Source organism: Wolbachia endosymbiont of Cardiocondyla obscurior, assembly GCF_902713635.1.
Classification (GTDB): Bacteria; Pseudomonadota; Alphaproteobacteria; order Rickettsiales; family Anaplasmataceae; genus Wolbachia; species Wolbachia pipientis.
In genome coordinates this window covers 19,709-35,528 of record NZ_CACTIU010000004.1, presented here as the reverse complement: position 1 = coordinate 35,528, position 15,820 = coordinate 19,709, and the positions used below count along the sequence as shown (strand labels likewise).

The following is a 15,820-nucleotide window of genomic DNA, read 5'->3' as shown; positions in this document are numbered from 1 at the left end:
AATTTGAGATAGTTACATGAATTTACCATAAATCACCATCTCATAAAGTGTGATGCAACAAAGCCATCCCAGTGTCAGCTACTTGGATGACAAGAAAGGGAGCACTGGAATGACAGGAGAAGGGGGGCTACTACCGTCATAAAGGAACCAGTGTCAGTTACTCGGATGATACCTTTTTCTACTTAATTTGGGTTATGCAAGAAGTCTATTCGCGGTATAGATTCCGCTAACACGTAGCGGGATGACGGTTGTCGGTAAATCTAAGTCAGTTTAGCTATATGCTTTTAATTCCCCCAAAAGGAGAATTAAATATGTGAAGTTCTAGTTGATATGACTTAATGAATGGTTAGTTTAAATTACTAATTTATTTAAGAGATTTTGATAATATTTAACCCACTCGCTTTTCTATTTTCCATATCACGATGTGCTTGAATTATTTCATCAAATTTATATTTTTTATTGATCCGTACAGTTAAAAGTTTTTTTCTTATCATCTCGAAGATTTCCATTGTGGTAAGCACTAATGTGAATCTATCATGCTTATAATGGTATATTGAGGTTCCAGTTGCAAATAACGAACGTGAACTAAGTAAAGAAAAACTAATAGGAGCGTTACCTGATATCTGCCCATAGGAAACGTATATGCCGAACCTGCCTAAAGATTCAAAAGAAAGCTTGCTTGTAGCGTAACCTATGGGGTCATATACTGCACCTACTCCTCTGTTTTGCGTAATCTCCATAATTTTAGAAACGAAGTCTTTATCATTGTAGTTTATTGCGTATGTGCAGCTACTTTGTAAAGCTATCTTCATTTTTTCATCAGAGCTTACAGAACCTATCACTACACCTTTTTTATCCTTTGCCCATTGGCATATTATTTGTCCTAAACCACCATTAGCCCCATGAACTAGCACGAAAGCACCAGGCCTAACTTTATAAGATTGATTAACTAAATAGTGAGCTGTCATACCTTTAAACAGCACTGCAGCAGCAACTTCATCAGATATGTCATCTGGAATTTTTATCAGATATTTCTGGTGTATAATGCGCTTTTCACAATATGCCCCTGGAGGAGCTGTGCAATATCCAACTCTATCTCCGACCTTCAACCCATCACTGATTTTTTTACCAAGCTTTTCAATAACTCCCACTGCTTCTACCCCAAGCACTGATGGTAAATTTTTAATTTTGCGCGTACCTTTTCTGTGCTCTAAATCATAACGATTTAAGCCGATAGTTGTGTGACGCACTAAGACTTCCTCGCCTTTTGGCTCACCTATACTCTTATCTACAAATTCTAATACTTCTGGTCCCCCAGTTTTTTTTATTTGTATAGCTCTAACCATGATGAATATTAAGACAAAAACTTTGATTATGTTATCTAACAATTAATATTTTGCAAAGTTATTGTTTTCACAATCAATAGACTTCTTGCGTTACCTCTTGTCATCCCAGTGTCAGCTACTCGGATGACACCCTATTGATTACTGAAATGACACGGTTTGCAAACATTCTGTTACTTAAGCTTAAAAAACGTGTATGATAGTGTTATTTCGCTCAAATCTTTTGTGTTGTTATCAAGCATTATCTCAGGATCTATATAGAAAGATACGGGCATAGCTGCTTTTTGTTTTGGTAGCAACATTTGCTCTTCAAAACAAAAGCATGCAACTTTATTGAAATACTTACCTGCTTTGAAAGGCGTAACATTATACACCGCCATACCAAATGAAGGCTGATCAGATAGATTTTTTGCGTAATAAAATGCTAAACTTTGTTCTCCTATGTTTACGTCAAAGTAGTTAGTTTCTGATTTAAACTCCCAAGGTAGATCGGACATTATATCAGCATTGAAATGGACCCTGATCTTTTGGTTAGTTATATTTGTTGTTGTGTTAGTTACTTTTCTTATTGTGCCACCATACCCAGTAGCTTTACAAAAAATGCTATATAGAGGCACCGATGCATATGCAAGACATAACATCAATACAACTAGAGATATTAGAAAGAAAACTATAGAATTCTTACTACCTTTCCTTAAAAAGGAAAACATCTAGTCCCTATTATTGAACAAGTTAAGTAACCTGAGTAGATTGAGAAATATGTTAATAAAGTTAAAATAAAGATCAGTTGCACCCAGTATTGCCAATTTAGTAGTAGCGACTTCTGATCCGTCGTTATATTTATAATAAACGTCCTTGATTCTTTGAGCATCATACGCAGTCATTAAGGTAAAGACTATTACTGATATGAACGATATTGCAAAGTAGAGAGGACTACTTCCAAGGAATAAATTTACTATGGATGCTATAATTATCCCCAAGACTCCCATAATCAAGAAAGAGCCCATACTTGTAAGATCTCTTTTTGTGGTATTACCATATAAAGCCATAGAGCCAAACATAATTGATGTAATGAAAAACGCTCTTGCTATATTTTCTGCAGTATAAACTATAAAAATATAAGATAAGGAAAGCCCCATCAACACTGAGAACGAGAAAAATATAGTAACGGCAGACTGAGCACTTAGGTGTTGAATTCTATAAGACATGTAGAACACCAATGCAACCGGAGATAACATTACCACAAGCGATAGAACGGGATTAGAATGAATTACCTGAAAAAGACCAGAAAACACCGTTAAAAATGCAACAAGTCCTGTGACGCCCAAAGCTAAAGCCATGTAATTGTATACTTTAGTTAAGTAACTTCTAAGCCCAGCACTATAATAAACGCCTTGAGAGCGAATATCCTGTTCATTTCTCATATAAGACATAATATAACTCCTTTTGTCCATTACTTAACACATTATAATATAAAACCATATTTTTATCAAGTGTTTTTATTATAAACAGCTATGCGCTGGCATTTGTTTTAATATAAATAGAATATAGGCCTATTGCTGCTGCATTTGAAACATTTAAACTGTTAATTGCATTTGACATTGGTATTTTTAAAAGATAATCACAGTTTTCTTTAACTAACCTCCGCATTCCTTTCTCTTCGGAACCAAAAATAATTACTCTTTTTTTCTCAAAACTCTTTATTCCATCCATATTTTCTTTAGTATTGCAATCAAACCCATAACACCAGTAACCGACCTTTTTTAAATACTGCATAGTTTTTACTATATTTGTAACGTATATTAGTGGGACAATATCCAATGCTCCACTTGCTGCTTTTGCAATAGATGCATTTTCACTTGGTGAATGGTTATGTGGTAAAACCAATGCGTCGACATTAAAACAAGCTGAAGTTCTTAAAATCGACCCAATATTGTGCGTGTCAGTGACTTGATCTAAAATGACTATAGTAGAGCTATCGTTCGAGCTTTCAGCTATTTCTTCAATGCTTAAGTTATAAAGAATAGGGGCAACATTTAAAGCAATTCCTTGATGGTTAGCACCTTTGGGTAAAACGTCATTAAGTATTTTGTTTTCTACTAATCGAACTTTAATGCCCTTACTATTTGCATATTGCTTAATTTCTTTTTCGTGTTCTCTATAGAAATTTTCTGTTACTAACAGTTCTATACACCGCCTATTTTTATTCTTTAGTGCTGACATGCAGGTGTGCTTTCCATACAGCCAAAAATTCTCATTAGTTTTTGACGATTTCATCGTATTATTGAAAATCGGGTTTTTATAGAATAAGCAACATTTTACTATGTTTGAATATTGTTGTAAAATTATACAATTCGATTAATGCGTTTATGTCGGACGATGAGTTGGATTGGCAAAAAAATGTTAAGCCAATAAAATGTGGAAAAGTTACTTTGAAAGTTGATCATAAAGTAAATATAAAGTCTATGGTTGATAAAGGTACCTCCGACTTACAAGGGAATTTTCTTAATACCAATAATGGTAACTCATCATTTTGTCTTGACTACAACACAAAATCAAAGATTGATAGGGGTAAATATTTTATAAGCGACAAGCTCGATTTGCATGGCTATAATATAGAGGATGCTTACTGTAAATTGATAGATTTTATTATCAAAAATTATCGAGCAGGAAATAGATGTTTATTGATAATTACGGGATACGGCAGTGCAACAAACAAAACAGACACTATAAAGAGTAACTTAAATAAATGGTTAAATGACACTAAAATCCAGCATATGGTTCTATACTACCAACAAGCTACGAAAAAACATGGTGGTAAAGGGGCTTTTTATGTTTTATTAAGAAGGAATAAAAACCTTGAGTCCTGATACTTAAAATTCCTTTTAAGCCTTAATTTTTCTTGTATAACCATACAGTGTTCGGCAGCGCGTGACGCACAACTGTGCGAACATTGTGATTTGGGTCTACCAGGAAGGATGTCTCCCAGTACCTCTTTTCCCGTCATCCCGCTACGTGTTAGCGGGATCTCATTTCACTTTATGAGGGTGTCATCCGAGTAGCCCCTTTCTCGTCATCCCGCTACGTGTTAGCGGGATCTCATTTCACTTTATGAGGGTGTCATCCGAATAGCTTGACTACTTGGATCCAGATTGGATACTGAGTTGGTGAGTATAAAAGTATAGCTTCTACGTCATACCGCCGCGGTATCTCAGCCGCTAACAAGTAGCGGGGTGACGAGTTACTATACCGCTGCGAACCGTCATACCGCGATTTATTCCATAGCTGTACGAACATTCATTTTTGAAGGTAAACTGCACAGCAAATGGTGTCATTCCAGTGCTTGACACTGGAATCCAGCCGGCTTTGTTGCATCGCTAGCTATGATGGATTAAAGATAAAAAAGGTGGAGAATATCAGTAGCTTATTATTCTGGTATTTATAACAAGAACGGTCAGTGAATACCTAAATTTGAGTAAAAGAAATTTCACTACCACTCACTAATCCGGCTAAAATTCAAGAATTTCAATGCTTTAGCTATTTTCAATAGAATTAAATTTATTAATATAAATAACAAGTTACTATTCTTAAATTTGATCAGATTGATTGCAAAAAAAACAAGATTTTCAATAAGTTGCTTATAATCCTAATTATAGTTAGCCTTTCATAAGTAGCGATGCAACAAAGCCATTCCAGCGTCACGCGCTGCCATGTGATATACAATTTCCTTCGAATTACAACGTACGTGCGCTCTATATGCACTTGATTGACAAATGCTCTCTTATCAAAATCTCAAGAATCTGCACTATATTTAATGCTGCGCCTTTGCGCAGGTTGTCAGCCACTATCCACATATTTAATCCGTGCTCAACAGTATTGTCTCTTCTAATACGCGATACATATACAGCATTCTCCTGTACAACATCAATTTGAGTTATGTATTCACTATCTTCACGCCTGTTGTACACTAAAACTCCACTATCTTCGGCTTCACTTAGCACTTCACGAGCTTGTTCTTCAGTGATATGTTGATCAAATTCCACATTTACTGCCATAGCGTGACCGATAAAGACGGGTACCCTTACACAAGTTGCAGTAACTTTTATATCTTCCTCTAAAATTTTTTTTGTCTCCTCTTGCATTTTCCATTCCTCTTCTGTAGAGCCATTTTCCATGAATTCTCCTACATGGGGAATGCAATTGAATGCTATTTGCTTAGAGAATATCTTGGGTTTTTTAGCTTCGTTCATAAAGATTTTTTTTGTCTGGTCATAGAGCTCATCCATTGCTGCTTTGCCTGCACCAGAAGTTGATTGATAAGTTGAAGCAACGATTCTCTTTATTTTTGCTTTTTGGTGTAATAGATGTAGTACTAGCAGCATCTGTATTGTAGTACAGTTTGGATTGGATATTATGTTGTGGTTTTTATATTCCATAATTTTTTCTTTATTAATCTCTGGAATAATGAGTGGCACACCCTCTTTCATTCTAAAATGGGAACTGTTATCTATCACGATGCATCCAGCCTGTGTTGCAATTGGTACATACTCTTCAGAAACATGAGATCCAGCACAGAAAATGGCTACATTAGTTCCAACGAAGTCATAATCCTCAAGGCATAAAACTGTTAACTCTTTGTCACCAAAGCTCACCTTCTTCCCTTCTGATTTTTTCGATGCAAGTGCAATAACGCAATCTATCGCCTCATCTTGAAATTCAGCAAGCGTGCTTAATACCTCACGCCCTACTCTTCCGGTTGCTCCAATAACAGCAATTTTGTATCTCATATAGATGAACCTCTAATTTTAAAGTTCTATTATATTTTTACTGACAAAATTTACAATTGTTTTAATATTTTTACCTTGCAATTAATTGTAATTTAGCTATTATTATGCAATATTAGTAATATTACATAATGAAATGAAAGATGAGTAAGGAATACGATGAAACTAAGGTTAAACCTGCAATGTCTACACCTCAAGGTCCTGAAGGAACCAATGGATCAAAGGCCCAAAGTGTTCTTTCGAATAAAAGAAAGCCTACAATAAATTTTGATGATAAAAAGTATGGTGTAAAAACCTCTAAAATAGACCAACAGTCTCTAAACAAAAGACAAGAATCTTCAAAGCTAAGAGATCTCTTAAGGTCAATACCAATAATAAGGAGATTTTTAGCAAGGATTTTCACACCTGAAAAAATAGAAATCATCAGTAACCCTATATATGACAACATGGAAGCATATAAAAAATCGCAGGAAGATTACCCTAGTAAGATAAAAGATGAAACTAGTATAGATGATGAACACACAAAAGAAGTAGATAGTAAACTTGAGAAGGGTAATGTTGAACAAGTGGACAACAAGAAAAGTCGTAGTTCATAAATATCAATCATTTAAAAATTATCTCTAGTTATAACATTGTATCTGTTCAGATGCATGGCTCATGTACAAATATTGAAACAAAAATTCCAGTGCTCCTTTCTCGTCATCCCAGTGCGTGACACTTGTATCTTTATGATGTGAGGCATTAGAGCTAAAATACCTCACAGGGAGGGTGAAGCTGATGCGACACTAATGCCATTAAGCCAGATTTTGCTTCCCTCCCATAGAGTTAAAGACTGAACAGTATCTTTTGGAATTATATCCCGTATTACAAGGTTAGTCTAAACTCTCAGTTTATTTATAGTCTTGGAGGCAATTTTATGCAAGTAAATGCTATTTTGGGTGTGGATATTTCAAAAAAGAAATTTGATGTTTGTTTGTTAGTGGACAGTAAAAAACGACACAAAGTCTTTCAAAATAATCAAGATGGTTTTGCAAAACTTGTAGTTTGGTGCAATGGCCATGGAGCAAATCTTACTCATTTATGTCTTGAAGCAACTAGTTGGTATGGAGAAGATTTGGCTACTTTTATGCACGATTTAGGACATAATGTCAGTATAGTAAACCCAGAAAGCTTTTGGCAAAAGTGAGCTGCTCAGAAATAAGACAGATAAATCAGATGCAGCTATGATAGCTAGATTTTGTATCGCCAACAAACCTGCTCTTTGGAAGCCCATTGCACCTGAAATGAGGCATTTGAGGGAGCTTTACCGTTGCATGCAATCGCTAAAAGATGATAAGGTGCAACAGACAAATCGCTTGGAAAACAAAAATATGCATTCCAGTTGCAAAGAAGCTATATCTAAAGTAATTTTGGCAATAGAGGAGCAAATTATTGTTCTCGAAAAAGAAATTAATGAGCATATAAATAACTATCCACATCTAAAAAATATGGTGGAAAACCTTAAGACTATAAAAGGTATAGGATATCTTACTGCTGTTGCTGTTGTCGCAGAAATGCCATCAGTTGATAACTTTGACAATGCTAAACAATTTACAGCTTTTGCTGGTCTAAATCCAGGACATTATCAATCGGGATCGTCAGTAAGTAAGAGAAGTTGCATATGCAAAATAGGATCTGAGCGTATTCGAAAAGCTCTTTATATGCCAGCTATAGTAGTCAAAAACCATAATAATCATTTTCAAAAGTTTTGTCAGCGTCTAGCAAGTAAAGGCAAATGTCCAAAAGTCATAGTTCTTGCGTTAATGCGAAAATTAATGCATGTCTTTTTTGGTATTCTTAAAAATAATCAACCATTTAATTGTAATTTTGTTGGATAATTTGTTTGACAGCAGAGACAGTATCTGGGATCCAGATTGGGCACTAAGTTGGTAAACACGAAAGCGATTAATCCTTTACAACGTTTTTGATGGAACTGCGCGAAAGAACTGGATGCCAGTGTCACGCACTGGCATGACACCCATTTCTTCCTATAGTTGTCTTTTCTCGTCTACCTTATTTTGCCACTCTGCTGAACAGATACATAACATTTGCTATACAGAAACTCTGCGATACCAAAATAAATAAAGAGGTACGCCACTTGCAGTGAATAAGCTTGCGATCAGCAAGGTATTCACAGAAGTTTCAAATATTACCCAGCAGCAAAAGGTTGTTGCTATACTGCCAATTAAAAATTTGTAACAACTCTTTTCTTGCACAATAACTTTGAGAAAAGCAAGACTGCATGCAAGGTAAACAAATAAAAATGAAACTACAGAAAAGTCGATAATTGATGTGATCTGCTTAGCAAAATTGTTGCTTGAAGTGAGGATTAGTAAAGTTGCAGTTCCAACTGAGCTAGTTGTTATGCCCCAGAAAGGAGAACCGTGCTTGTTTCTTTGAGCAAAAAACTGTGGCATCAGTTTATCTTTTGCAAGGCCAAGGGCCACTTGTCCACTAGCTAGTACCCAAGCGTTTAAAGTACCAACACAAAAAATGAACGCAGTTATAGAAATAATCAAGTGCCAATTGCCAGAGGCCATAATTTTTATTGCGTCAACATATGGTGCTCTTGAACTTGCTAAATCATTGCCATTTATTAATCCCATAATTGCAAGATTGTTGATAAAATACACAACAGCAACAGAGATTGTTCCAAGTACCACAGCTCTTGGTATTGTTCTAGCTGGATTATCAACTGACCCTGCAGGTGCTGTTGCCAATTCAACTCCAATAAAACCCCATAGAGTAATAAGTGTAGAACGGGCAAGAATCTGCGATGTTGTAAGATTTGATATTTCTTCACTTATGATGAAGTTATTTCTATCAAAAAAAAACAATGCTGCTATAGGTATTACAAGCAATACAGAAATTTTTATCACCGTCAATAAAAACTCAACACGTCCAGCAGTAGCTACTCCTCTAAAATTTATTAGTGTAATAATTGTAAGTAATAACATCTCTAAAAACAGATGTACGTTTTGAATATCTTCATGGAAAAATGGTGTAAGATAACCAACACCCACAACTATTACGGCTGTTGTGCTAACCCATGAGATCACCCAATACGTCCAACCAACAAAAAAAGCTGCAGCAGGGCCAAAAGCATGCTTTACATAGACGTGAGGGCCACCCGTTTCCGGAAATTTTGCGCAGAGTGAGGCAAAAACTAAAGCAAGAGATATAGCACCAAGCCCTGATATTATCCAGCTTATAAGGCTATACATGCCATATGGAGCAAGGCTAATTGGAAGCATAAAAATTCCAGAGCCAATTTGGCTGCTAATCACTAAGGCAAAAATAGCCCAAAAACCTATTTTATTTGACACAATAATTCTTATCTAAATAGATTAACAATATACCCTAAACTCAGAAATTTCAATTGATCTTTTAACATAAAAACTTGCATTTTTTTCAATTTATTCCTAAAATAGATTATATTAACAGATTATTAAGAGGGGGTTATGAATCCGAGATTAAAAGCATTTTTGGTTGCACTTTTGTTTCTCGTGTATTATTTAAATCTTCTTGTTAACTATATCCTTGACCCGATTCTAGTTCGTCCCTTTGAAAGATTATACAAAAACTTAATTGTTGATGGTCTTTATGCCTATTTATCTACAAGCACTTCTAGCCCTGCACTAGCATTTTTGGCTACAGGTTTTATTGTTATTGCTGCGTTTATTTGCCTGAATAAAATGCTTCTTCCCTTGCAAGAGAAGATCATAAACAACTATACCTCCTTTAAAAACAACAATATTGATAGCAATAGCATGTTGTTTGAGGTTTATAAAGATCCAACAATAAAATTAAAGGACAAAATCTTATTCTTCAGTATACACTTGATATATTACCTACAGCTTCCATTTTTGTATATTGCATCAAAGGTATCAGCTCTACGTGGGTTTCTTATATTTAATTTTGGTTTATTATTGTTAAATTATGCACTGCTAATTCCAGTAGCACTTCTTGAGTTAATAAAATATCCATCAGTAAAACTCTTTTCACCTTTGGGTTTGAATGTAAAGCAGCTAAGCTTTTTGTTTAATGTAAGTGATGTGGGCACTGGTAGTCAAAGTGTTCATACTAGAAGTTTTGAGGAAAGTGTCATAAACTGCGCTGAAGAACTAAAACAGAAATTTGGAACTCAACCAAATGTACTCAATAAAGAGTTTGAAGACTACATAAATAATTCAGATGAGCTTACAACTGAGCAAAAAGAGCAATTAAAACTTTATCTTAACTTTAATGGTTCCAATGAAGCAGCTTGGCAAGAATCAAAAACTGGACTAACTCTCACACAAGCTGCAAACTTAGTTTCAACTGCTGCTAAGAATCAAAAATCAGATGTGAATTCACTATTACTAATGAATTTAAAGGATGGACTTGGTTTATGTACTCTGGGAATGTTCGATCGTATTATTTATTCGCTTAGTTGTCTTGAAGCGAAAAATAATTTCTTGGTTCAAATAAATGGAGCAGTGAACGTATTAACACCTAAATTTACTGAAAGATTTTTAAAAGAATATTGCAATTATAAAAAATTAAAAATTTTGGTAGACAAGTTTGAAGATTTTTACTCCGAAGATTATGCGGATAAAAATAATATAAGCGATGAGGTGAAGAGCAACATTAACCAATCAATAATAGAAATAAGAGAATTTGTCTTTAAAGAGCTTTACATAAAATTTTACGAAGAGTATGGAAAAAGTATTCAAAGAGGTGCCATAAAGCAAAAATTAAGGGAATTAGTTACAGATGATAGTATAAAGGAAGCAGTGTATTATTCAATGTATAATATAGAAATCCCTGCAGAACCACCTACTTATCTTGAAAGAGTAAAAGCATTTTTTGGAGGTCATGCAAGGTCTCCTGCTGCTTAGTGGTGGGCTCATGTCATGGTAGAAAATTTTGACTTTAGCTAAAAAAATTACTTCCGCATACTTGAAACCTCATTATAATGACAATTAGAGATGTTTCTCGAGCTCAAAATTTGTCTCCGTCTGCAGACTTTTCATTTAAATTTCAGTTAAAAATGTGGCGTATCTTCTTCAGTGTATGTGGGTGCACACGCATACTTAATCTCTGCCCAATGTGCGTTGCATTTTTTCTGAATCTTGTTCATATGGGGGATTCTATGCCTAAAATTCCAGACACTTGACTTTAGCTAAAAACCAACTGGCGCCTATGGTTTTTTATAGTTTTATCTTCCCTTTTCTGAATGGCTTGCAAGCTGCTATCTCTACAAAAACTATGTTTTTCTTCAGAAGAGAGTTATATTGTAACTATGGACAAAATAATCATAAAAAAATTTGGTGGGACTTCGCTAACTGATTTAAACCGAGTTGCAAATTTGATAAAAAACGATATTGAGAAAGGTTGTAATGTAATCGTTGTTGTATCTGCTGTTGCAGGATTTACTGACCAAATGGCTTTTCAGGCTAGGCAAATCTCAAATTTAAGTTGCAGACAAGAGTTATCAGAGTATGACGTTATGCTTTCAGCAGGAGAACAAATCTCTTGCGGTCTATTAGCTATCACTCTCCAATCGATCGGAGTTAATGCTAAATCGTGGCTTGCCTGGCAGTTACCAATTGTAACTGATGATTTTTATTCTGAGTCTAAAATAAAAACAATAAAGATTGACCGTGTGAAAAGATCTTTTGCTGAGGGTTATACTGCTGCGATCATTGCTGGTTTTCAGGGTATAAATGATGATAGAATCACTACTTTTGGAAGAGGAGGCTCTGATATATCAGCAGTTGCCTTCGCGGTAGCCTTTGGTGTTAGAATTTGCGAAATTTTTACTGATATTGATGGAATATATACAGCAGACCCGAGAATTGTTCCAAAGGCACGCAAGCTCAAATTTATCTCTTACGATGAAATGTTGGAAATGTCGTCATCTGGTGCTAAAATACTGCATAATCGTTCAGTACAACTTGCAATGAAACATAACATTAAAGTGCAAGTGCTATCCACTTTTAAGGAAGTAGAAGGCACCACAGTGCTACACAAAAGGGATGTACTAGAGAGATACTTAATTACTGGAATAACTTATAGCACTAATGAAGCTCTTGTAACTTTCACTAACCTTGCAAATAACTTGCGTACTTTAAGAGATATAGCAGGAGCAAACGTTAAAATTGATATGATACATGGGTCAAGTTTTGTTATCTCCAAATTTGATATTGATTTAATGGAAAAGTTACTGAATAAGAATGAAAATTATGCTATAAACGATAATGTAGCTAAAATTTCAATAATTGGTATTGGTGTTATGTCTAACACTGAAGTGATGCACCGCACACTCAAGGTTTTAAGCGAAAAAAAGATAGAAATACTTGCTATCACAACATCTGAAATCAAAATCAGTATAATTGTTCAAAAAGAATGCGCTGTAGCTTTAGTCAAAGATTTACATACTGAGTATGAGCTTGATATGCAGCACTAGGATAGGCTTGACGTCCAGTTGTCTAAGAGTATGTCTTGAAAAGGAATGAGGAAAAAAATATGATAGTGTAAGTAAAAAATAGGAGGGAAAATTGTATCCAAGTGATATAAGTGATAAGGAATGGGAAATTTTGGAGCCACATGTTGCACAAGGAAAGATAGGGAGGCCAAGAAAGCACAATATCAGAACAATTATTAATGCAATAAGGTATATAATGAGAGGTGGTTGTCAATGGAGAATGCTGCCGAAAGATTTTCCTCCATGGAAGACGGTGTATGACTATTTTCTCAGGTGACGTAGTAATGGCAAATTGGAAAAAATACATAATATGCTAGTAAAAGAGGTAAGAAAAATGTTTGGTAAAAATGAAACACCTTCAGTAGGAATAATTGACAGTCAATCAGTAAAAACCACTCAAAAAGGGGATCCAGAGGATATGATGCTGAAAAAAAAATAAAGGGTAGAAAACGTCATATTGTTGTAGATACAGTGGGCTTAATTATTGCGGCTGATGTTCATAGTGCAAGTGTTCAAGATCGTGATGGTGCTCTAAATCTTTTCACTCAAGCTAAATACAAGGCTCCAACTTTACGTAAGTTTTTGCTGATCAAGGATACATAGCAAAACCGCTGTTTATTGGAGACAGGATACGATTACCAAGAAAGCTGTTGATGTTACAGGATTTTTCGACAATCTGGACCACAATTTAGCACTGCAGGCTATCAAGAAGCACACAGACTGCAAATGGGTCATACTGTATGTTGAAAGGTGGATGAAATCCCCTATTCAGCAAGCAGATGGCAGTAAGGTAGTTAGGGAAAAAAGGAGTTCCGCAAGGAGGTTCAATAAGCCCAATCATTTCAAACATATTTATGCACCATGCATTTGATATATGGATGAAACAAAATCACCCAACAGTACCATTTGAAAGATATGTGGATGATGCGATAGTGCACTGCAGAACTAAAAGACAGGCAGAATTTATGCGAGCAGCAATTGAAGAAAGATTGGCACAATGTAAGCTAAAATTGCAACCTGATACCAATGCCATTCCAAAACTCCATCATTATACTGCCTTAGTATAACCTTCTCACTTCTATTGTCTATTTGTTTGTTATGTAATAGAAATTGGTATGAGATTGAAGAATTAAGTGTGAACGGTTACAGAATTTTTGCCAGGAGAAACATATAGTTAAAGTAATTCAGATTTGTAAGATATGTTTATCTGCAATTATAGCTTCAACAGTAGGCAATGTTGCTTTTAATTACCTCAACATTTTCTCTTGGCAATTCTTTAATGAACCGAGAAGTGCGCATCGGTTGCCACTGGTTGTTAATTTCCCTCCTATCTGCACATGAAATGATTAACCTTTCTTTGGCTCTGGTTATGCCAACATATGCGAGTCTCCTTTCTTCTTCTAAAGCTTTACCACTTTTGTCATCAAAAGATCTTTGATGAGGAAATAATCCCTCTTCCCAACCAGGTAGAAACACGCACGGGAATTCAAGTCCTTTGGCTGCATGAAGAGTCATAACATATACGGTGTCATCGTTATTCATATTATCCACTTCCATCACCAAACTTATGTGCTCCAAGAAAGTTGTGGCATTATCGAAATTTTTTAAAGATGAGATGAGCTCCTTGACATTTTCTATTCGTGCTAAGCCTGTTACCTCCTCATTTTCAAGCATTTCAATATACCCTGATTGGTTTGCTACGATTTTAACGAATTCATGCAGTGGTTTTACGCTTACTATTTCTTCCCAAGCTTTAATTTTATTTAAAAAATCATTTAGTGAGAGTTTAATTCTTTCGGTTACTTGATTACTATTAACTAATATTTTTGCTGCCTCAAAAAAAGAAATTTTGTTATCCTGAGCAGTCGTGTATATTTTCTTTAGAGTTGTAGCTCCTATGCTTCTTTTTGGCCGGTTTACGATCCTTTCGAAAGCTAAGTCATCGTTATTGTTTGTAACGAGTCTTAAATATGCAATTATATCCCTGACTTCCTGACGTTCGTAGAATTTTACGCCACTTATAATCTTGTAGGGAATTGAATATTTTATAAAATACTCTTCGAGAACTCTAGTTTGAAAAGTGGCCCTTACCAGCACTGCAATGTCACTAAATCTGTATTTATTGAGCTTTAATATCTGTTCGCTTATGAACCTTGCTTCAGCTTTTCCGTCCCATAATTTTATTAGATTTACCTTTTCCCCTTCAATGTTTGTTGTCCACAATTTTTTTTCTAAGCGAGTCTTATTGTGATTGATAACATATGACGCAGTTGCAAGTATGTGGGATGTTGACCTGTAGTTACACTCTAGTTTAACGGTTTTTGCATTTTTAAAATCATCAGAAAACTTCAAAATATTTTCAACTTCTGCACCACGCCAACTATATATCGACTGGTCATCATCTCCTACACAGCAAATATTTGAGTGCTCTTTTGCAAGGTATTTTAGCCAAAGATATTGTATCGCATTTGTATCTTGATATTCATCTACCATGACATATTTAAACTTGTTTTGGTAGTAGGACAGAACTTCGGTCTTTTGATTAAAGAGTTGTATGTTATATAGCAATAAGTCACCAAAATCGACAGAGTTAAGGAATCTCAACCTTTCCTGATACTGGTGATAGACTTTGAGTGCAGTTACGTACACTGGCCTAAATGATTGAATATCTTCCACTTCAGATGGCAATAAGCACTTCTCTTTCCATTGCTGAATAATATTCATAATGGTCTTACATTTTTCTGATAGGTAATCAGGGCTTATTTCATTGATAATATTTTTTATTACCTGTAATTGGTCATCCACACCAATGATTGTAAAATTGGGGTTTAAGCCCACAATTTCTGCGTGCAGGCGCAAAATTTTTGCTGCAATTGCATGGAAAGTGCCAAGCCATGGTATGTTTGTGCCCGTTAGCTCAAGTACCCTTGATACCATCTCATTTGCTGCTTTATTTGTGAATGTAACAGCTAATATTTCATCAGAATAAGCGTGACCATTTCTAATTATGTGTGCTATTCTTGAAGTAATCGTTCTTGTTTTTCCGGTTCCGGCTCCTGCCAATATTAAAACCGGTCCATCTATGTTAGTTACAGCTGATTGTTGTTCTGGATTTAGCAGTGAGAGATAATCGTTCATCGTAGCCCTATAGATTATAACTTCGTAAAGTTAAACCTATGATTGAA

The 15,820-nt window shown here is 35.2% G+C and carries 17 protein-coding genes and 1 pseudogene; 9 read left to right on the top strand and 9 right to left on the bottom strand.

Going from position 1 to position 15,820, the window contains the following annotated elements; translation table 11 throughout:
- Window positions 1–368: 368 nt before the first annotated feature.
- From WOCAOBSORBRA_RS00745 to rlmB, 4 genes are all read right to left on the bottom strand, one after another.
- A complete protein-coding gene (locus WOCAOBSORBRA_RS00745) occupies window positions 369–1,346 on the bottom strand; it encodes a quinone oxidoreductase family protein (protein WP_174515691.1) in 978 nt (325 codons plus the stop codon).
- Between the two features lie 170 nt (window positions 1,347–1,516).
- On the bottom strand, window positions 1,517–2,053 hold the full coding sequence (locus WOCAOBSORBRA_RS00740; RefSeq protein WP_174515690.1) for a cytochrome c oxidase assembly protein: 537 nt from the start codon (window positions 2,051–2,053) through the stop codon (window positions 1,517–1,519).
- Window positions 2,054–2,776 (bottom strand): Bax inhibitor-1/YccA family protein, encoded by a 723-nt coding sequence (locus WOCAOBSORBRA_RS00735; RefSeq protein WP_174515689.1) that lies wholly within the window; start codon window positions 2,774–2,776, stop codon window positions 2,054–2,056.
- 79 nt (window positions 2,777–2,855) lie between these two features.
- Entirely contained in the window at window positions 2,856–3,620 is a 765-nt protein-coding gene (gene rlmB / locus WOCAOBSORBRA_RS00730) for a 23S rRNA (guanosine(2251)-2'-O)-methyltransferase RlmB (protein ID WP_174515688.1), read from the bottom strand.
- Window positions 3,621–3,712: 92 nt separating this feature from the next.
- Between rlmB and WOCAOBSORBRA_RS00725 the strand changes: the two genes are divergently transcribed.
- The gene (locus WOCAOBSORBRA_RS00725; protein ID WP_174515687.1) at window positions 3,713–4,213 is read left to right on the top strand and encodes a Smr/MutS family protein; all 501 of its coding nucleotides are present in this window, start codon (window positions 3,713–3,715) and stop codon (window positions 4,211–4,213) included.
- Between the two features lie 348 nt (window positions 4,214–4,561).
- On the opposite strand, the gene WOCAOBSORBRA_RS06410 is transcribed toward WOCAOBSORBRA_RS00725, so the two are convergent.
- The gene (locus WOCAOBSORBRA_RS06410) at window positions 4,562–4,693 is read right to left on the bottom strand and encodes a hypothetical protein (protein ID WP_255356250.1); all 132 of its coding nucleotides are present in this window, start codon (window positions 4,691–4,693) and stop codon (window positions 4,562–4,564) included.
- A gap of 402 nt (window positions 4,694–5,095) precedes the next feature.
- Entirely contained in the window at window positions 5,096–6,130 is a 1,035-nt protein-coding gene (locus WOCAOBSORBRA_RS00720; RefSeq protein ID WP_010962945.1) for an aspartate-semialdehyde dehydrogenase, read from the bottom strand.
- Between the two features lie 140 nt (window positions 6,131–6,270).
- Here WOCAOBSORBRA_RS00720 and WOCAOBSORBRA_RS00715 point away from each other — a divergent pair, with 140 nt between their 5' ends.
- Together WOCAOBSORBRA_RS00715 and WOCAOBSORBRA_RS06615 are read left to right on the top strand one after the other, a co-directional pair.
- Window positions 6,271–6,723: a hypothetical protein gene (locus tag WOCAOBSORBRA_RS00715; RefSeq protein WP_015589289.1), complete on the top strand. Its 453-nt coding sequence runs from the start codon at window positions 6,271–6,273 to the stop codon at window positions 6,721–6,723.
- A 320-nt stretch (window positions 6,724–7,043) separates the two neighbouring features.
- A pseudogene (locus WOCAOBSORBRA_RS06615) lies at window positions 7,044–8,004 on the top strand (IS110 family transposase).
- Between the two features lie 213 nt (window positions 8,005–8,217).
- Here the strand turns inward: WOCAOBSORBRA_RS06615 and WOCAOBSORBRA_RS00700 are convergent.
- Window positions 8,218–9,492 carry an APC family permease gene (locus WOCAOBSORBRA_RS00700; RefSeq protein ID WP_010082345.1) on the bottom strand — a complete coding sequence of 425 codons (1,275 nt, stop codon included), beginning with the start codon at window positions 9,490–9,492 and terminating at the stop codon, window positions 8,218–8,220.
- A 135-nt stretch (window positions 9,493–9,627) separates the two neighbouring features.
- Here WOCAOBSORBRA_RS00700 and WOCAOBSORBRA_RS00695 point away from each other — a divergent pair, with 135 nt between their 5' ends.
- The 5 genes from WOCAOBSORBRA_RS00695 (at window position 9,628) to WOCAOBSORBRA_RS00680 (ending at window position 13,238) form a co-directional block, all read left to right on the top strand.
- The gene (locus tag WOCAOBSORBRA_RS00695; protein WP_174515686.1) at window positions 9,628–11,046 is read left to right on the top strand and encodes a hypothetical protein; all 1,419 of its coding nucleotides are present in this window, start codon (window positions 9,628–9,630) and stop codon (window positions 11,044–11,046) included.
- A 404-nt stretch (window positions 11,047–11,450) separates the two neighbouring features.
- Window positions 11,451–12,617, top strand: coding sequence for an aspartate kinase (locus WOCAOBSORBRA_RS00690; protein ID WP_155969028.1), 1,167 nt, complete (start codon window positions 11,451–11,453; stop codon window positions 12,615–12,617).
- A 91-nt stretch (window positions 12,618–12,708) separates the two neighbouring features.
- Entirely contained in the window at window positions 12,709–12,912 is a 204-nt protein-coding gene (locus WOCAOBSORBRA_RS00685) for an IS5 family transposase (protein WP_007549940.1), read from the top strand.
- 33 nt (window positions 12,913–12,945) lie between these two features.
- Window positions 12,946–13,074 carry a hypothetical protein gene (locus WOCAOBSORBRA_RS06400; RefSeq protein WP_255317429.1) on the top strand — a complete coding sequence of 43 codons (129 nt, stop codon included), beginning with the start codon at window positions 12,946–12,948 and terminating at the stop codon, window positions 13,072–13,074.
- Window positions 13,017–13,238 carry a transposase gene (locus WOCAOBSORBRA_RS00680; protein WP_155969599.1) on the top strand — a complete coding sequence of 74 codons (222 nt, stop codon included), beginning with the start codon at window positions 13,017–13,019 and terminating at the stop codon, window positions 13,236–13,238. The genes WOCAOBSORBRA_RS06400 and WOCAOBSORBRA_RS00680 overlap by 58 nt, the downstream gene beginning before the upstream one ends.
- A gap of 85 nt (window positions 13,239–13,323) precedes the next feature.
- On the opposite strand, the gene WOCAOBSORBRA_RS06215 is transcribed toward WOCAOBSORBRA_RS00680, so the two are convergent.
- Window positions 13,324–13,485 (bottom strand): hypothetical protein, encoded by a 162-nt coding sequence (locus WOCAOBSORBRA_RS06215; protein WP_237357334.1) that lies wholly within the window; start codon window positions 13,483–13,485, stop codon window positions 13,324–13,326.
- A gap of 4 nt (window positions 13,486–13,489) precedes the next feature.
- Here WOCAOBSORBRA_RS06215 and WOCAOBSORBRA_RS06210 point away from each other — a divergent pair, with 4 nt between their 5' ends.
- Complete coding sequence (locus WOCAOBSORBRA_RS06210) at window positions 13,490–13,702, top strand: hypothetical protein (protein WP_065094389.1); 213 nt, start codon at window positions 13,490–13,492, stop codon at window positions 13,700–13,702.
- A 154-nt stretch (window positions 13,703–13,856) separates the two neighbouring features.
- On the opposite strand, the gene WOCAOBSORBRA_RS00670 is transcribed toward WOCAOBSORBRA_RS06210, so the two are convergent.
- Window positions 13,857–15,773, bottom strand: a complete 1,917-nt coding sequence (locus tag WOCAOBSORBRA_RS00670; protein WP_155969319.1) for an ATP-dependent helicase — start codon at window positions 15,771–15,773, stop codon at window positions 13,857–13,859.
- Window positions 15,774–15,820: the final 47 nt, after the last annotated feature.

Coding starts and splice junctions, on each gene's coding strand:
- WOCAOBSORBRA_RS00720 (WP_010962945.1), bottom strand. CDS start 6,130: ATGAGATACAAAATTGCTGTTATTGGAGCAACCGGAAGAGTAGGGCGT.
- WOCAOBSORBRA_RS06210 (WP_065094389.1), top strand. CDS start 13,490: ATGCACCATGCATTTGATATATGGATGAAACAAAATCACCCAACAGTA.
- WOCAOBSORBRA_RS00695 (WP_174515686.1), top strand. CDS start 9,628: ATGAATCCGAGATTAAAAGCATTTTTGGTTGCACTTTTGTTTCTCGTG.
- WOCAOBSORBRA_RS00670 (WP_155969319.1), bottom strand. CDS start 15,773: ATGAACGATTATCTCTCACTGCTAAATCCAGAACAACAATCAGCTGTA.
- WOCAOBSORBRA_RS00735 (WP_174515689.1), bottom strand. CDS start 2,776: ATGTCTTATATGAGAAATGAACAGGATATTCGCTCTCAAGGCGTTTAT.
- WOCAOBSORBRA_RS00715 (WP_015589289.1), top strand. CDS start 6,271: ATGAGTAAGGAATACGATGAAACTAAGGTTAAACCTGCAATGTCTACA.
- WOCAOBSORBRA_RS06215 (WP_237357334.1), bottom strand. CDS start 13,485: ATGTTTGAAATGATTGGGCTTATTGAACCTCCTTGCGGAACTCCTTTT.
- WOCAOBSORBRA_RS06400 (WP_255317429.1), top strand. CDS start 12,946: ATGCTAGTAAAAGAGGTAAGAAAAATGTTTGGTAAAAATGAAACACCT.
- WOCAOBSORBRA_RS00690 (WP_155969028.1), top strand. CDS start 11,451: ATGGACAAAATAATCATAAAAAAATTTGGTGGGACTTCGCTAACTGAT.
- WOCAOBSORBRA_RS00745 (WP_174515691.1), bottom strand. CDS start 1,346: ATGGTTAGAGCTATACAAATAAAAAAAACTGGGGGACCAGAAGTATTA.
- WOCAOBSORBRA_RS00725 (WP_174515687.1), top strand. CDS start 3,713: ATGTCGGACGATGAGTTGGATTGGCAAAAAAATGTTAAGCCAATAAAA.
- WOCAOBSORBRA_RS00740 (WP_174515690.1), bottom strand. CDS start 2,053: ATGTTTTCCTTTTTAAGGAAAGGTAGTAAGAATTCTATAGTTTTCTTT.
- rlmB (WP_174515688.1), bottom strand. CDS start 3,620: ATGAAATCGTCAAAAACTAATGAGAATTTTTGGCTGTATGGAAAGCAC.